16 protein-coding genes and 2 rRNA genes are annotated in these 15,850 nt (G+C 61.5%); 1 reads left to right on the top strand and 17 read right to left on the bottom strand.

Going from position 1 to position 15,850, the window contains the following annotated elements; genetic code table 11:
* Positions 1-183: 183 nt before the first annotated feature.
* On the top strand, positions 184-417 hold the full coding sequence (locus FJY68_10530; GenBank protein ID MBM3332262.1) for a hypothetical protein: 234 nt from the start codon (positions 184-186) through the stop codon (positions 415-417).
* Between the two features lie 866 nt (positions 418-1,283).
* Here FJY68_10530 and FJY68_10525 read toward each other — a convergent pair.
* From FJY68_10525 to FJY68_10445, 17 genes are all read right to left on the bottom strand, one after another.
* Positions 1,284-2,111 carry a prepilin peptidase gene (locus FJY68_10525; protein MBM3332261.1) on the bottom strand — a complete coding sequence of 276 codons (828 nt, stop codon included), beginning with the start codon at positions 2,109-2,111 and terminating at the stop codon, positions 1,284-1,286.
* A 157-nt stretch (positions 2,112-2,268) separates the two neighbouring features.
* Complete coding sequence (locus FJY68_10520) at positions 2,269-3,387, bottom strand: type IV pilus twitching motility protein PilT (GenBank protein MBM3332260.1); 1,119 nt, start codon at positions 3,385-3,387, stop codon at positions 2,269-2,271.
* Between the two features lie 141 nt (positions 3,388-3,528).
* Entirely contained in the window at positions 3,529-5,178 is a 1,650-nt protein-coding gene (locus FJY68_10515; protein ID MBM3332259.1) for an AMIN domain-containing protein, read from the bottom strand.
* 4 nt (positions 5,179-5,182) lie between these two features.
* On the bottom strand, positions 5,183-5,635 hold the full coding sequence (locus FJY68_10510; GenBank protein MBM3332258.1) for a hypothetical protein: 453 nt from the start codon (positions 5,633-5,635) through the stop codon (positions 5,183-5,185).
* 57 nt (positions 5,636-5,692) lie between these two features.
* Entirely contained in the window at positions 5,693-6,280 is a 588-nt protein-coding gene (locus tag FJY68_10505; protein MBM3332257.1) for a hypothetical protein, read from the bottom strand.
* The gene (locus FJY68_10500; protein ID MBM3332256.1) at positions 6,277-6,855 is read right to left on the bottom strand and encodes a hypothetical protein; all 579 of its coding nucleotides are present in this window, start codon (positions 6,853-6,855) and stop codon (positions 6,277-6,279) included. The genes FJY68_10505 and FJY68_10500 overlap by 4 nt, the downstream gene beginning before the upstream one ends.
* A 3-nt stretch (positions 6,856-6,858) precedes the next feature.
* Positions 6,859-8,478 (bottom strand): type IV pilus assembly protein PilM, encoded by a 1,620-nt coding sequence (gene pilM, locus FJY68_10495; protein MBM3332255.1) that lies wholly within the window; start codon positions 8,476-8,478, stop codon positions 6,859-6,861.
* A 21-nt stretch (positions 8,479-8,499) separates the two neighbouring features.
* Positions 8,500-9,639 carry a prepilin-type N-terminal cleavage/methylation domain-containing protein gene (locus tag FJY68_10490; protein ID MBM3332254.1) on the bottom strand — a complete coding sequence of 380 codons (1,140 nt, stop codon included), beginning with the start codon at positions 9,637-9,639 and terminating at the stop codon, positions 8,500-8,502.
* A 17-nt stretch (positions 9,640-9,656) separates the two neighbouring features.
* The gene (locus tag FJY68_10485) at positions 9,657-10,490 is read right to left on the bottom strand and encodes a prepilin-type N-terminal cleavage/methylation domain-containing protein (GenBank protein MBM3332253.1); all 834 of its coding nucleotides are present in this window, start codon (positions 10,488-10,490) and stop codon (positions 9,657-9,659) included.
* Positions 10,475-11,074, bottom strand: coding sequence for a prepilin-type N-terminal cleavage/methylation domain-containing protein (locus FJY68_10480; GenBank protein ID MBM3332252.1), 600 nt, complete (start codon positions 11,072-11,074; stop codon positions 10,475-10,477). Before FJY68_10480 ends, FJY68_10485 begins: the two co-directional genes overlap by 16 nt.
* An 8-nt stretch (positions 11,075-11,082) precedes the next feature.
* Positions 11,083-11,619, bottom strand: coding sequence for a type II secretion system protein (locus tag FJY68_10475; GenBank protein ID MBM3332251.1), 537 nt, complete (start codon positions 11,617-11,619; stop codon positions 11,083-11,085).
* A 58-nt stretch (positions 11,620-11,677) separates the two neighbouring features.
* The gene (locus FJY68_10470) at positions 11,678-12,574 is read right to left on the bottom strand and encodes a hypothetical protein (protein ID MBM3332250.1); all 897 of its coding nucleotides are present in this window, start codon (positions 12,572-12,574) and stop codon (positions 11,678-11,680) included.
* A gap of 4 nt (positions 12,575-12,578) precedes the next feature.
* Positions 12,579-13,448: an ABC transporter permease gene (locus FJY68_10465; GenBank protein ID MBM3332249.1), complete on the bottom strand. Its 870-nt coding sequence runs from the start codon at positions 13,446-13,448 to the stop codon at positions 12,579-12,581.
* Positions 13,343-14,296, bottom strand: coding sequence for an ABC transporter ATP-binding protein (locus FJY68_10460; protein MBM3332248.1), 954 nt, complete (start codon positions 14,294-14,296; stop codon positions 13,343-13,345). Before FJY68_10460 ends, FJY68_10465 begins: the two co-directional genes overlap by 106 nt.
* 133 nt (positions 14,297-14,429) lie before the next feature.
* Positions 14,430-15,179 carry a prepilin-type N-terminal cleavage/methylation domain-containing protein gene (locus FJY68_10455; GenBank protein ID MBM3332247.1) on the bottom strand — a complete coding sequence of 250 codons (750 nt, stop codon included), beginning with the start codon at positions 15,177-15,179 and terminating at the stop codon, positions 14,430-14,432.
* A 99-nt stretch (positions 15,180-15,278) separates the two neighbouring features.
* A 5S ribosomal RNA gene (gene rrf, locus FJY68_10450) occupies positions 15,279-15,395 on the bottom strand.
* A 39-nt stretch (positions 15,396-15,434) separates the two neighbouring features.
* A 23S ribosomal RNA gene (locus tag FJY68_10445) occupies positions 15,435-15,850 on the bottom strand; the annotation flags it as partial.

Genomic DNA, 15,850 nt, shown 5'->3' with positions numbered 1-15,850 from the left:
CCACGGCGTAAGTTTCCTTTCTGCCGGCATCGCCGGCACTCGACTTAATCAACAACATCGGAGCTTACGCCTTCTTCTATTCCGGTCAAAACCAGCCTCGAATCTACAGGAATTCTAGGACATGACCCCTCGGTTCTGGACTGAGGTCCGTTCCGGGCGCGGGGCTGCGGGCAGGAGCGGAGCGTGGTGCAGGGGCCGGTGCTGCGGCCGGACCCTGGCCCGGAGCGGGTACTGGGCCGGCGGCTGTTCCGTGGGCATTTGCGGGCGCAGGAGCGGGTGCCGCTACGATGGCTGTTGCGGTGGCCGCAGCAGAGGCTGGAGCGGCGGCTGCAGCGGGTGGTGAAGCGAGGGCTGCTCAAGAAGGAGGACTTGCACCTGTTGCGGACGCTGGAGCGACTGGATGAGCAGCGGCTGTAGCGAGAGCCGCACCGGATGCCGTACCGGAGGGTTGAGCGGCGGCCGTTCCATGCGCTGTTGCGGCTCCTGTTGCGAGTCCCGGAGCGAAGGCTGCACCAGGGGCCGCTCCGGGTGCAGGAGCTCCCCCTACCGTCCGGTAGATGGGCATCCGAAGACGGGAAACTCAGAGTCCAGAATCCAGAGACCAGAATCCGGAGTCGCCGAAACGGAGGAATGATAATGACTTAGCGGGATCAATGTACGAAGATCGATGTATGCGCTGCCCGACAGGGACCCTTAGGGACAAGAACGGCGTTGGACGCTACGTCTTGGGTCCCTGGCTTCCCCAATGCCAGTGACGGCAAGAGCCGATACATGAGGACGCGGCATGCCGAAGGACCCAAGAGAACCGTGGAGTTTGTGCGAGGCGACCGTCAGGCATAACTACCAGATTATGGCTGGCTTAGACCCGGTCGCACGCTCGGGAACTCGCATATAGGGGTCGCCCCCTGGGCAGTTTTCGAGCTGGCTTTCGAAGAAGTCATGAAACGAGCCTTGAAGTGAGCTTTGAGCTGAGCCTTCAGAGGAGCTATAGCCCGAGCTTTGCGTGGAGCTTTGAAGCAAGCGATGGAAGAAGCGAAGCGCTGAGCTTCGAGACGAGCCATCCCCGAAGCTATGTGACGAGTCTTGAGATGAGCGATGGAAGAAGCGATGCAGCGAGCTTTCGTGTGAGCTTTCCACGATACTTCCCAGCGAGCTCTGAGACGAGCTTTCCGGCGAGCTTTCAAGGGAGCTTTGACGCGCCCAAGGCGCGAGCTTGCAGTGGCCAGTTCGCAGTTTGCAGTGGCGGAAAGATCCTGCTCCCCGGTCTCTTTGTACGCCTGCAGCTAGGCCAGGCCGGCGAAGCGTGCGTAGGTGTTGAAGAGCTGCGGGCCGAAGAAGAGACCAACGAGCGCGCCGAGGGCAAGGAACGGGCCGAACGGGATCGGCTGGCCGCGCTGGTTTCGGCCGATTGAACGGGCCATGAGCCCGATGATGACCCCGAAGACCACGGCGGCGGCCAGAGCCACGACCAGCCCCTTCAGTCCGACAAACGCGCCTATCATCGCCGCGTAGGGCAGGTCACCGAGGCCCATCCCCTCTTTCTGGTCCACCCCGAAACGACGGAACACCCCGGCCAGCACGTACCGCCAAAGGAGAATCGCGAATAGTATGAAGCCGGCGCCGGCGGCGGCGGCGGCAACCGCCTGGACGACGCGCGGTGGTGGAGCAAATGCTCCGCCCAGCAGCCCCAGCGCCAGCCCGGTGAGGCTGAATCCGAATGGGATGACCTGGTGGTCGAGGTCGATGAAGGCGGTGATGATCAGCAGCGAGATGAACACGATGGCCTTGACTGTCATCAGGCTGAAGCCGAACCGCGCGAAGGCCGCGACAAATAGCAGTCCGGTGAGCGCCTCAATCAGCGGATAGCGGACCGGAATCGGCTTGCGGCAGTCGCGACACCGGCCGCGCAGCAACAGCCAGCTCAGCACCGGGACGTTGTCATAGGCTCGTATCGGCTTGCGGCAGCGCGGGCAGTGCGAAGGCGGCGAGGAGATAGACTTGTGGAGCGGGACCCGCCAGATGACGACGTTGAAGAAACTGCCGAAGACCAGCCCGAGCAGGGCGGTGAGGGCCCAGATCACCTGAAGATCGGCATCAGACCACCCGGACACCGAGGACCGGAGATCGGACGAGGTCTGAAGTCAGGATGCAGAGCCCGGAATTCAGGACTGTCGAACCCCTCCTGCGCGCTGCAGACTGCGGCCTCTCTTCTCTGCTTCGTGTCTTTGTGCCCTGGTGGTGGATTCCCACTTCCGGTTCCAGGGCCGATCACCGCGTGCCGGACTCGGCCTGCATCTCCGGCGGCGCGAAGAGCTTCTTGTCGGTTGCCACCGCGTAGGCGGTCTCAATCGTGATCAGCCCTTTGTGCAGGAGCATGGAAAGGCACTGGTCCATGGTCTGCATGCCGTGCTGAACACCGGTCTGGACCAGCGAGGCGACCTGGTGCGATTTGCTTTCCCGGATCATGTTCTTGACTGCGGGTGTGGCGATGAGCACCTCCATGGCCGCGACCCGGCCGCGCTGGTCCTTCCGCGGCAGGAGAGTCTGGGAGATGATGCCGCGGATGACGTTCGCGAATATCTGCCGCACGTAGTCGTGCTGGTCGGCGGGAAAGACGTCAATCACCCGGTCAACGGTCTGCGCCACGTTGTTGGTATGGAGCGTCGAGAGAACGAGGTGGCCGGTCTCGGCCGCGGTCAGCGCCAGCTGGATGGTCTCCAGGTCGCGCATCTCACCGACGAAGATGACGTTCGGGTCCTCGCGCAGGCAGGCCCGCAGCGCATCGGCGAACGACCGCGAGTGGGCGCCGATCTCGCGCTGACTGATCAGGCAGTTCTGACCCTTGAAGATGTACTCGATGGGGTCTTCGATGGTGATGATCCGGTCCTGCCGCTCCTGGTCAATCAGGTCGATCATGCTTGCCAGCGTCGTTGACTTGCCACAGCCGGTCGGGCCGGTGACGAGGACGAGCCCGGTCGGGCAGCGAGTCAGTTCTGCCACCGAATCAGGCGCCGGGAGTTCCTCCAGGGGCCGGATCTTGGCCGTGATGATACGGAAAGCCCCGCCGACTCCCGACATGTCCATGAAGACGTTCACCCGCGCGCGGACCCGCTCCGGCGTCGTGTACTCGACTACGAGGCTGCCGGCCGGCGCACAGGTACCCCAGGTATACGACAGGTCGAGTTCGCGCCGTTGCTCAACCGCCGCCCGCTGCTCGTCGGTCAGTATCGAATAGAGCAGCTCCCGGGAATCGTCGCACGACAGGGCCGGGCCGGGTATCTTCTTGAGTTTACCGTTGACCCGGATAATGGGCGGATTGCCGACCGTTATGTGCAGGTCGGAAGCTCCGTACTTCGCTGCGTAGCGCAGCAGCTCGTCAATGCTCATGGACGTTTCACCGAAGGGAAGAAGTGGAAAGGGGAAATGGACAAGTCCGGACTTGGGACTTCTTCACTTTGGCCTTTCCACTTCATAATGCGCAGCGCCCGACGTCGAACCCGGTTGGTATCCGACGTCGGGCGCGAAGCGTCAGTCTACGAAGTACTTCCCAGGTCGCTGGGAGGTCTGAATCTGTGGCGCTACGACACGCGGAATGATGAATATGATCAGCTCACTCTTCGTGTGGTTGATAGTGGTCTTCCTGAACAGGTGTCCCAGGATCGGGATGTCGCCGAGCAGGGGTATCTTCCCGATCGTCTTGGTTTCCTCGTCTCGGGTGAGACCGCCGATCACCGCTACCTCGCCGTCGCCCACGACGATGTGAGACTCGGCCGAACGGCGTGAGACTATCGGCTGCCGGTTGTCGGACGACCCGACCCAGCCGGTTATCGCTTCAACGCTCGGCTTGACCCTCATGCTCACCCTGCCGTCGGAAGTCACGTGCGGCGTGACCTCAAGCGCTATCGGCACCGACCGGGTCCGCCACGTCGACAGTACCAACCCGGTCTTGGGGTCGGTACTTAACTCCTGAAGCGGCACGTCGGTACCCATGCTGATCGTAGCGGTGTGGTTGTCCAGCGTCATCGTGCTCGGACTGGCCAGCACCCGCGAGTTGCCGCGAGTCTGGAGAAAGTCCATCGCCGCGCTGAGTCCGGAGTAGTCGAGCCTGCCGATCACGGCATTGCTGAGTCCGGGCAGCAGGCCGTTCGGAACGATCAGCGGGAACGCATCGTCCTCACCGACGGCCGGAGCGCCCGCTCTGGCCGCAAGACCCAGTTTCCATTCGACGCCGAGGATGTCGCTGGCGTTCACCATAGTCTCGACAAACTTGACCTCGATCACGATCTGAGGAATCGGGCGGTCGTACTCGGCGATGAACTCCGCGACGCGTTCGAGCGCCTCAGGGATGTCGCTGACCATGACGTACGCAGACCGCTCCGAACCACCTCCGGCAGCCAGCCTCCGGTCCGCGGCCAGTGCCTCACCGACCGGCGACATCACCTTCTTCATGACCCTGACAATGTCCTTCGCCTCGACGTAGTCGAGCGGGAACAAGCGAGTCTGGGTCTCGCCGAACATCTCCTTCTTCTCCGGCTTGACGATGATAATGCCCTGTTTGTCCACGACCATATTGGCCAGACCCGCCTTCAGCAGGGCGTCCAGGCCCTGCCGCAGGGGCACATCGTTCAGGCGGACGGTGACCAGTGATTTCACGTCCTGCGTCGCCAGGATATTCAGGTCAAACTGGCTGGCAATCATCCTGATTATGTCGGTCAGGTCTGCGTCTTTCACGTAGAGGGTCAGCCGCTTGCCGGCAAACTGGTCCTCGCTCACCATGACCGGGGTCGGCGCGATCGGGTGGAGGCCCAGTTCGACGACCACCAGACCGTTCTCTACCGTCACCCGGTGCTCAACCGGATCACGCAGGCCGATTGTCACCCGCAGACCCGATGCCGCTTCGCTCTGCTCGACCTTCACGCCGCTCACCGGGTAGTAGGCCGATTCGATCCGTTCCTGCTGGAGCTTGGAAGTGGCGCCCATGACGTCTACCACCAGCGCCAGCGGGTCGGCGGAGAGGTACGAACTGACGTTGGGATTGCCGCTGCAGACGACGGTTACGCGGACGTTTTCGAGCAGCTTGTCTACCGCGACGTCAGTGACGCTGACGGGCTCTTGCGCAAGCAGCACCGAGCAGAGGCAGAGGACTGCAAGGAATGGAATTGCTGTTTTCCTGGTCATGTTTTCACTCCCCCAGCAGCAAGGTGAACGTCCGTCCGCCCTGCTCCAGTGTTACGTTGTCACCCTCGATCTTGACGACCCGCTTGCCGCTGATTTCATCTCCGACCTGCAGGATCTGGTCGTTGATCAGGGCGTACGGCCGTTCGCCTCCGAGCGTGATTGCCTTAAGTCTGAGATTAGCCAGTTCATTCACCATGACCCAGTCACGGACGAACGGGTCCGTGTCCCAGGTCTCCGGTGGCAGCACCTTCGGCGTCAGCGCGCCGGTTGCCTCCGCGGGCTTGGAAGCGTTATCCGTGGCCGTCGGTGCCGGCTGGACCGCCTCAGTCTTGGCGCCAGTCGCCTCGGCCGCCGCCGCGCTCAATCCCCTCAGTTCCGGTTGTGGCCGGAACGCAAAGGTGTAGAGCGCCAGCACCGCCACGGCTATGCCTAAAAGTACCAGAATCCTGTATCTCAAGATACCCCTTTCTGCGTCAGCATACCGGCAGACAACGCTGCAAAACCCCGCATTAATCTACCTGATTCTCGTCGGGCTGTACGATGAAGGCAACAGGCTCCCGCCAACGCGGACTATACTGCGCCTGCCGAACGCCTCGATCTCAATGCGGTCCGGGCTAATCCCGACTATCTTCCGTCCGAGCACGAAGTCACCGACCTGAACCTTCCGTGCATCGACCAGCGCGTAGTTGTCGCTCCCGGTGGCAACGATGGCCTTGAGCACGTAGATCCCGCCGCTCTTGCGGGTCGAACGGCCGCGCCGGACGCGGGCCGCCTTCTTCAGCATCCGCTTCTTCTCCCGCTCCGCGCGCTTCAGCGCCTTCTTGCGGGCGCTCTCCGCGGCGCGAATCTTCTTGGCCTTCTCCCGCCGTTCTGCCGACGTGCTCGCCTTGAGTTTGCCGGCCACCTTGCCGGCACTCCTCGCTGTCCGGACGCCGGCCGTCTTGACGGCTTTGGCACCCGTACTGGCTACGTCACCGGAGAGTGAATCGGTGAGCGCGACCCTCGATTTGGCTCGCGCCGCGGTCCCCTTGGGCCGCAGCAGCATGTAGCCGGCAATGATGAGCACCCCGACCAGCACCAGGACGAGAACGATTCTTCTCATAGTTTTCCACCCATGGCCAGGCTGGAAGCTACCAGGTTCACCAGAAGCTTGGCCTCGACCTCAGGGCGGACGTCCTCGCGCGCGCTGACTTCAAAGTCGGGCACGCGCACGAAGTACGGGAATTTGTCGAGGCTCTCGACGTACTGGCCGATGTCGATGTAGCGCCCCTGCACGGTCACCATGAAAGGCACCGTGCGCAGCGGCACGGTTGGGTTCTCCTGCTGCAGCAGCGAGTCGAACGATGGCGGCGCGATCTCGAGGAAACGGACTTTGCGATCCGCACCCAGCTGCGCCAGCTGCCTCAGCATCGAGAGCATCTGCGACCGCGGCACGACCCGCGCGATGAACTGAGAGTTGGCTTGCTGCAGCTCGGCCACGCGCTCGCGCAATTTGCCGATGCCCTTGACCCGGGCCCGCGTTTCATCAAGCTGCTTCTGCAGCGAGGCGGCCTGCGCGGAGCTCTCTGCCCGGGCCTGCAGTCTCGGCCGGTAGAGCAGGAATACCGCCAGCAGGGCCAGAACCACGTACGCCGCCAGTCCGATGATCAGTACCCGTCGCTCAAGAAATGATGCCATGGTTCACTCCGTTACGCACTGGATTTCGAACTCCAGGACCGATTCGCCCTGGAGCGAGCTCCGGTTCTTGGACACAAGCTGAACCTGCTGAAATCCGGGGCTGTTTTCGAGGTCAATCATGAACTGGGAGAGGTCGATGTCGAGCAGGAACTGGTCGGCAGACACCACACCCGTCATCTTCACGTTCTTCTGACCGGTCAAAGCCAGGGAATTGAGCTGGACGTTGTTGGGGACCATCCTCGTAACCTGAGCCATCACCGGCACCGAGATGATCTGCTCACCGACGACCGCCGTCAGGCTACGCTGCTTCGCTTCCATATCCTTCACCTGGACCTCGAGCGCGAAGTACTCCTTGTTCGCGTCCTCGGTCGCCTTCAGGTCGCGCTTCAGTCGGCTGACCTCCAGCGCCTTGGCTTGAGCCGAGCCGGCCAGCATCGCGTAGATCACGGCGAGGAGACCGATCCACAGCACTCCGCCCACCACCGCCAGCCTGATGTCCCGGGCGATGAACTTGCCGGTCTTCATCTCCATCGGCAGCAGGTCCACCGACGCGTGGTCATAGGCCAGACCCAGCGCCGTTACCAGCCGGTGGCCGATCTCACCTTCGGGCGCCGTACCTTTCTTGTAGATGGCGCCTTCTTTGAACGGGTCGAAGAGTTGGGTGGTGATACCGAGGCTGGTCTGGATGTACTCGCGCAGGCCCTTCATCGCCGCGGTGCCGCCGCAGAGCAGGAGCCGATCGATCTTGGTCTCCCCGAACTCGCGGCGGTAGTAGTCGATGGAACGGTTGATTTCGGCCACGAACCGCTCGAGCGCAGGACGCTGCAGGGTCGCCAGCCGCTTCACCATGATGCCGGACGGCAGCCGCTCGGTGGAATCATCCGACGGCAGCCCGAACTTCCGCTTCATGTTTTCGGCGTCGTATGCGTCAAGCGCCAGCTGCCCTTCCTCAGTAGTGATGGCAACCGTCATGGCTTCGGTGACGGCATTGCCGGCAGTGGTGATGGTGCGGGCAAGGTCAAGCCGCTCGCCCTTCATGAACACCATGTCGGTGAACTCGGCGCCGATGTCGAGCAGACAGACGGTCTCGTCCGGCTTCAGCTTGCCGTATTTCTTCACCGCCGCCTGGAGGGCAAAGGGAATGACGCCGATGCCGGAAGGCTCGAGGCCGGCCTTGCGCAGGGTCGAAATGTGGTCGGAAACGATGTCCTTGCGCGCGGCCACCACCATCACGTTGTCCTTGATGGCGCCCGCCTCGCGTACGGGCCCCAGCGCCTTGAAGTCGAGGATCGCCTCGTCGACGGTGAACGGTGAGTACTTCTCCAGCCGGAGCATGATGGCGTCCTTCAGCTCGCGGCGGTTCATCTTCGGGAACGGGGCCTGGCGCAGACTCACCGACGGCCCGGACACGAAGCTGAACACCTCACCGGGTTTGTAGTCCTTGACCAGTTCGCGCAGAATTGAAGGTACGTCGAACGCCTCACCGATCTCCTTGAAGCCGTAATCGGTGACGCGGCCGCCTTCCATCTTCACGAACTTCACCGAATTGGAACCGATATCAATACAGAGCGTGCCTTTGCCGCCCCCGCCGAACAGGTTGCCAGAAATGCTACCGGTTGCCAATACTCCTCCTTATGTCTAGCCTCAAGGGTTGACGGTTATCTCCGAGCCGTCACTAAAGCGGAACTGAAACATCTTGCCCGTCACGTTGACCTTTGCGCCGGTACCGTTCTCATTGACGTAGAACTCCAAGAACGCGATCTCAACTTCCTGTGCTCCAAACGGCGCGATAGTGTGCGGCACCGCGAAATTGACGGTGTCATCGGGACCAGTGCCGTCTAGCCCGGGGCCAATCGGATAGCCGGCTTTGTCCGTGTCAATGTAGAAATCCCTCATGTACGCATTGACGGGGGTATTCGAGAACGTCAGCCAGTTGATGGTGACAGGGTCGGGCTCATCGTTGATGAGTTTGATTCGAAAACCCGAGCTGTCGGCCGTCAATTTCGGCTGGCCAATCATGCGCAGCTTGTTCCAGAAAGACGATGTGAACTTGAAATCAACGACCGTCCGGGAACGTGGCACCACGGTTACGCACCGAACCAACTGCTCGGTCGGCGTAAATGCCACCAGCTTTCTTAGGCCGATGGGTACCGAGGTGATGCCGGGAACATCGGTTGAGATCTCGTAGAATCCCCCGGCGCTGGGCCGGACCTCGACGGAATCGTCACCGCCGTGGGCGTTGGGATTGTTGTAGTACATCCTGACCTTGAGATCCGTAACGGTGGAATCACCGGGAGCGGCGCCGTCTATGTCTGTTATGGTGCCGACGATGGCATTCTCCCACAGTTGATCTACGGAGTCGACTATCCTCACGGTCATCTGGTACTTCCCGTTGTTGCTAGTGATGATACCCTTGTTCGGGTTAATAACGTAGCGCACTCCCCATCCGTCATACAGGTAGCTCGAGTCCTCAATTGCCGCCGCCAGCCGCAGGTACGGCCCTTTCCACGCGGGGTCGCCGGTGCTCTGGACGAGCGCTGTCAGATCGGTCGGCAATTGCTCAATGTCTCCGTAGTATCCGAAGTCAACCCGCCGGCCGTCGTACGTCAGGTCAGGATTGCCGACCAGCGCGTACACCAGCTGGTTCATCTCTTTTGTGGTCTGGTCGAATAGGCCCCGGTCACGGGTTGCGTCAATTGTCCGGAGCGCGACCGTGCTCAGAATGCCGATGATGAGCAGCACCACCAGCAGTTCCATCAAGGTAAATCCCTGTCTGCCCTTCATCTCACGCTCCCTTGCCACTATATGTCGTCCCAATCCACGGGGATCCGCATGATTACGTCACGCGCACCGGAACCGGGGTAGACGGGAACGTCCTGAACCGTCGTCAGTGTCTCGCTCGGTATCGTAAACCTTATGAGTGACGCCTCAACTCGGTGTATCCCCTGGGGAACCCCGGCGAACGTGAAATTGGCTGCATCTGCCTGGATCTTCTGCTCGAATGTGTCCCTGCCGGCCTTGGGAGTCCAGAGCCTCACTCTCACATTGTCAACTATGATGGCTCTTCCAAGCGGTACCGGGTCGCCGCGAATGTCCACGATTCGGCCGGTGACCTGGTTATTCACGAGCGCCTGGTAGGTGTATGGAAAGTTCAGAGTCTGCCATCGGCTCCTGTCTACCACCCCGCGGCCGCCGTAGCTGCGAACGAAAAGGCTGTCGTTGCTGGCGTACCTCTGGCGCCCGTAGACAATCGAATCACCCCAGCCGTCCATGCGGTATCCGTCGGCCGACTGATTGAAGGTCGAGCGTATGTACGGCCCGCGCCAGACGCTGTCCGAGGGCGGGCGATTCACGAGTTCCGGCAAGGAGTCCGGCAGGCGCCCTTCGTCGCCAACGAATCCGAAGTCCGCGCGCTGGCCGGCGACTATATAGTCAGGGTCGCCGACGATGACTTTGACGAGCTGCTGCAGTTTGTTGGCAGTGGTCTGGGCCCGTCCCCGCTCCAGGGTCACGTCCCAGGTCTTGACCGCGGCAGTTAGGATGATGCTCAGGACCATCAGCACGACGAGGAGTTCGAGCAAAGTCACGCCGCGGTCATGCCTGCGAGCACTGGTTGTCATTAGAAAAACACCCATATGTCGTCGCTGTCCTGTGCACCGGGCGTAATCTTCCAGAACATCTGGTCCGGACCTGCGCTGCGCAGCCCGACCGTGTCGGTGCCGCGGACTTCAAACATGTAGTCAGTGATCCACGCGTCTTCGGTATAGCCCATGTTGCCGTCCTCACGCACGTAGGGACCGTTCCACCCCTTCTTGAGGTAAGGATCCCAGGCCGGGAGGGTCGTCTTGCCGGGGTAGGGGCGTCCCGCGTAGAATCCCGTGTCCGGCCTGCTGGTGGCAAGCTCTACCAGGTCGCGCGGCCACCGGCCGATATCGTTCTTGAATCCGGTGACGACCATCTCCCCGCTCATCCTGATGTCCGGGTCGCCGGCTATGGCGTCACGGAGCATCCTCATTTCCTGGAGGGTTGCCACGCGCCGGGCATTGGTCGCGATCCGGCCGGCGATGGTCGGAACGAAGAAGGCAAGGATAATCCCCAACACGGATATCACGACTAGTAGCTCTACGAGCGTGAACCCGCGCGCTCCGCGAGAAGTGCTGCTCACTGCGTGAATTATAGGAACACGCCTAAGCGGTGTCAAGGATGAAAACCGGGACATTGGTGCTCCTAGCTGTGCAGCAGGAAGATGATCGCTTCATCGTCCTGGTTAAAGGACCGGATCGACATCCCGCCCCGACCGATTCCCACCAGCCCGTAACCCGTGGGGTTGTCGGCGCCCAGCGGCGTCCAGATGCCGTAGATGATCTCTCCGTACCCGTAGTCGTACTGGTCGTTCGGACCGCCCTCGTTGGCGTCACTCAAGTCGGCTTCTTTGTCGTAGTCCTCGGGATTGAATTCATCCGGGTCCATCTGCCGGCCGGTCCAGGGATTGGTAGGCAACGTGCCTATCTGTTGGTCGAAGATGCCGCCGGGAAAGACCGAGCCGTAGCCATCTTCGTAGAAATCCTCCGCGTAGTAGCCCTTCTCCGCGTGGAACTGCTCTATCACCACCTGGACGTTGTGAAGGTTCATCTTCATGGCGGCCTCGCGGGCCTGCTGGCGTACGCCGGCAATTCTGGGAACGGTCATAGCCATCAAGATACCCAGGATCAGTATAACGACGAGCAACTCTATGAGTGTAAAGCCTCTATTTCTCATGCGCATGGTTTCTCCTCCCCTCAGTTATAGGGCAATAATGCCGGTCTGTCAAGTTGGGCGGCTGCTACTCCCTCTGGTTCGGCGGCGTTGTCGTAAGGACTTTGCCGTCCTTGAGATAGAAGCGGCCGCCGTAGGGTTCCTCGGGGATGCGCTCGACGTACCCGGTCGCCTGCAGTTCCCGCAGGTCGGTCGGCATTCGCTTCCTGTCTTCCTGGAAACTGAAGACCGCCTTCTGGAGACGGTCGGTGGACTCGGTAAGGTCGAGATTCCTCAACTGCCGGACGACGAGCGCCTTCAGCGCCCGGTTCTCGGTGCCCTTCAGGATGTCCACCCACATGTCGCGAGCGGTCTGAAAGTCACCTGACTTGGCCTTGGCGATGGCGGCCCAGCGGGAGAGGATGAACCAGGCATTGGGCATCTTCGATGCCGCCTCGAAGAACGTACTCGCCCGCCCGTAGTCGCGCAACAGCATGTAGCAGATGAAACCGGCGTCAAACGGGATCTGCCAGTTCATCGGGTTGGCCTTCATGCCCTTGACAAGGAAATCCATAGCTTCGTGCGGCTTGCCCGCGTCCCACGCCAGCGTGATTCCCCCGAAGTGGTAGGCACCGACGAAGCCGGGGTCGAGTGACGTCAGGATGTCAAACACGTGGCCCAGCCACTCGTACTTGCGGTCGGACATAAGATGGTAGCCGTAGTACTGTATTCCCCGCAGCCAGACGAAGTCGGCCGCCAGGCTCTGGAACTCGATGGAGGACTGGCTGACGAACCGGCCGGACGGGAAGTACGCCATTTCCGCTACCGCCTTCTCCCGCAGACGGTCCTCGCCGGCCCGGTCGATCGAAAGTTGAAGCAGATAGGCGCCAACGAACCCCCACACGATCAGCACGGCCGGCAGCACGCCGGCGAGCGGGCCGGCGCGGCCGGGCGGGCGGGGTCGAGGTGTGACCTCGGTCAGCACCGGGTTAGAACTCCTTGCGGTTGAATATCAGCGTAGAGATCAGGAGCAGCGTCGCGGTGTAGACCAGGGCGTACAACCCGGAGAAGAGCAGCGCCAGTGGATCCAGCGGCGCGCCGTAGACGACCTCCGGCCGGATATTGAAATTCCCCAAGTTGGGCAGCGCATAGTATAAGATGTAGCTTACCACCTTGACGACCGGCGACGGATTCATCGCCGCCAGCAGCTTCAGGTCCCTCAACAGGTGGCCCACGAAGTAGACGGCGAACGTGAAGACGGCGCCGGTGATCGGCGTCGAGAAAGTCGAGAACTGGACGGCGACCGCGGTCAGGATGGCGAGCTGGAACAGCGTCATCAGCACTGCCAGCATCAGGTAGAGCGGGGCCCCCACGCCCAGGACGAGCAGGATCGCGTAGAAGGCCGCGGTCATCACCGCCAGGCTGACGACCAACACCGCCATCAAGCCCAGGTACTTGCCCAGTATGAACTCCCAGCGCCGTACCGGCTTGGCAAGTATGATGTAGATGGTGCGCTTCTCGACTTCCCGGTACACGATTCGGCCCCCGACCAGAATGGATATGAGCACGCAGAACAAGGTGATGGCCGAGAGACCGAGGTCCTTGACTATCTTGGCCTCTTCGCCGAGCGCCAGGGGCTGGATCACCCGGGCGCTGCCCATGACCAGCACTGCGAAGACGATCAGGGTGACGAGCACCTTGTCCCGGATCGACTCGCGGAACGTGTTCAGGGCAATTCCGGAGACCCGTTCGATCACGGCTTCCTCCCGGCCTGCGCGACGTGCGCCATGAAGTAGTCTTCGAGCGTCGGCCGGTGCGGCACGATGCCGACCACCCGGATGCCGCCGACCTCGCGGCAGATGGCCATGATCTTCTCTACCTCCTCTTCGCTCTTGACCGTCAAGAGCAGCTCGTCACCCGACTTGATAGTGTGACGGGATACGCGCTCGAGGATCTTCTGCGTCTTGCCCGTCACGCCCCTGACCGTGACTTCGACCGACTCGACCTCACCGGTCAGTATCTCGCTCAGCCGGCCGACTTCCGCCATGCGGCCCTCGATGACGATGCCGACCCGGTCGCAGATCATCTCGACGTCGGACAGAATGTGGGTGGAGAAGAAGACCGTCTTGCCCCGGTCGCGCAGGTCGACGATGATATCCCGGAATTCCTTGCGCCCGATCGGATCAAGCCCGCCCATCGGCTCGTCCAGCACAACCAGCTCCGGGTCGGCGACCAGCGCCTGCGCGATTCCCATCCGCTGCAGCATGCCGCGCGAGAATCCCCGCATCTGCACATCGGCCGCGATCTCCATGCGCAGCAGGCGCAACAGCCCGGTGATGCGACCGGCCGCCTCAGACTTCGGGACCGCGGAGAGCCGGGTTGCCAGACTCAGAAACTCCCTTGCCGTCAGGTGGTCGTAGAAGTAGGGCGACTCCGGGAGGAACCCGAGTCTTGCCTTGGCCGCCGCATCGCGGGGCGGCCGTCCGAAGACCAGCGCCCCGCCGGTCGTCGGTTCGGTCAGACCCATGAGGACCTTGATGAACGTCGTCTTGCCCGCGCCGTTCGGGCCGAGGAATCCGAATATCTCCCCGCGCTCGACCTCCAGGCTGATGTCCGTCAACGCCTGGATGCGCTTCATCCGGAACCCGGAACGGTAGACCTTGCTCAGCCGGGTGACGCTGATGACTGGTTCGCTGAGACTCGCCATGGCAGAGCGATTATAGGAGTGGTCGCAACGGTGTCAAGCTGGCCGCAGCCGTACAGGGCCCGGAACCGCGGTTTGCCCCGGGGAAAGAGCGGGCGGGGCCTCGCGGCCCCGCCCTATTGCCACCGATGTAGCGCTAGTTGTGAAGTACGAAGTAGATGAACTCTTCGTTCACTTCGTCGCGGTCGAACATCGGGTTCGATACGTCACGACCGTAACCGCAGATACCGTACTCCTGTACGACGTTCAGCGGGTTCGTGTCGTAGATGTAGCCGAGCACCATGATCGTACCCTGCAGTTCGTTCTCCGCAGGCAGATCGGCGTACGGGCAAGCCTCGTCGTCGCTGCGCTTCTGGCTGGCCTGGCCCTGCTCATCGAGGTAGTCGGTCAGATACAGCATGTCCTCGTCCTCGATGTTGTACTTGATGCCGGTGTAGGGGTTGAGCGGCGCGTTGCCGTAGATCGCCTCGCCATCGACTCCGATCGGGTCTCCGCCCGGGAAGTACGCGTAGAAGATGTCCTCGGGATCGGTCCAGTCAGATTCGTCGCTCGGGTAGTTGCCGTTGTGGTCGGTAGCGTACGCTTCGAGGCACGTCTGGACGACGTGCATGTTGTTCTTCACAGAAGTACGACGAGCGCGCTCCTGGAACAGCACGAAGTTCGGGATGATGAGGGCGAGCAGGATACCGATGATCAGGATGACGACGAGAAGCTCTATAAGTGTGAAGCCCTTCTTGTTCATTTTTGGGTTCACCTCCTCTCTTTTTTGGATTTGGGATGAGCCGGCATCCGCGACGCACTCGGATAGTCCGGACTGAATCCGGACTGCTCCATAGCGCATTGCGAGTGCCATACTCGTCGAGATGATACCCCCCTCGGTGTTCATGTCAACAAAAAAAGGGCGCGGGCCGCTGATGCGGCCCGCCTGCCCACACACTCAGGCCGGCGGGCGTCTCCGGTTGCGGACGCGCCGGCCCAAAGAAAAACCCGGCAGCGACCTACTCTCCCATACCGTTACCAGCACAGTACCATCGGCCCTGGAGGGCTTAACGTCTCTGTTCGGAATGGGAAGAGGTGTGGCCCCTCCGGTATCACCACCGGGAAATACAGACTCCAAAATGTAAAAGGAGGAGAAGCAGACCGAAATCTCAAGCCTCACGGCTGATTAGTACCACTCGGCTGCACGCATTGCTGCGCTTCCACCTGTGGCCTATTACCTGGTAGTCTACCAGGAGCCTTCAGGGTGACTCCCCTTGCGGGGGTCACACGGGAAACCTAATCTTGGGGTGGGCTTCCCGCTTAGATGCCTTCAGCGGTTATCCCTTCCGTACTTGACTACCGAGCAGTGCCCTTGGCAGGACAGCTCGTACATCAGAGGTACGTTCATCCAGGTCCTCTCGTACTATGGACGACTCCCCTCAAGTTTCCTACGCCCACGATGGATAGAGTCCGAACTGTCTCACGACGTTCTGAACCCAGCTCACGTACCGCTTTAATGGGCGAACAGACCAACCCTTGGGACCTTATTCAGCCCCAGGATGCGATGAGCCGACATCG

The organism is candidate division WOR-3 bacterium, assembly GCA_016867815.1.
Classification (GTDB): Bacteria; Hydrothermota; Tepidihabitantia; order Tepidihabitantales; family Tepidihabitantaceae; genus UBA2258.
This window is presented reverse-complemented; position numbering and strand designations above follow the sequence as displayed.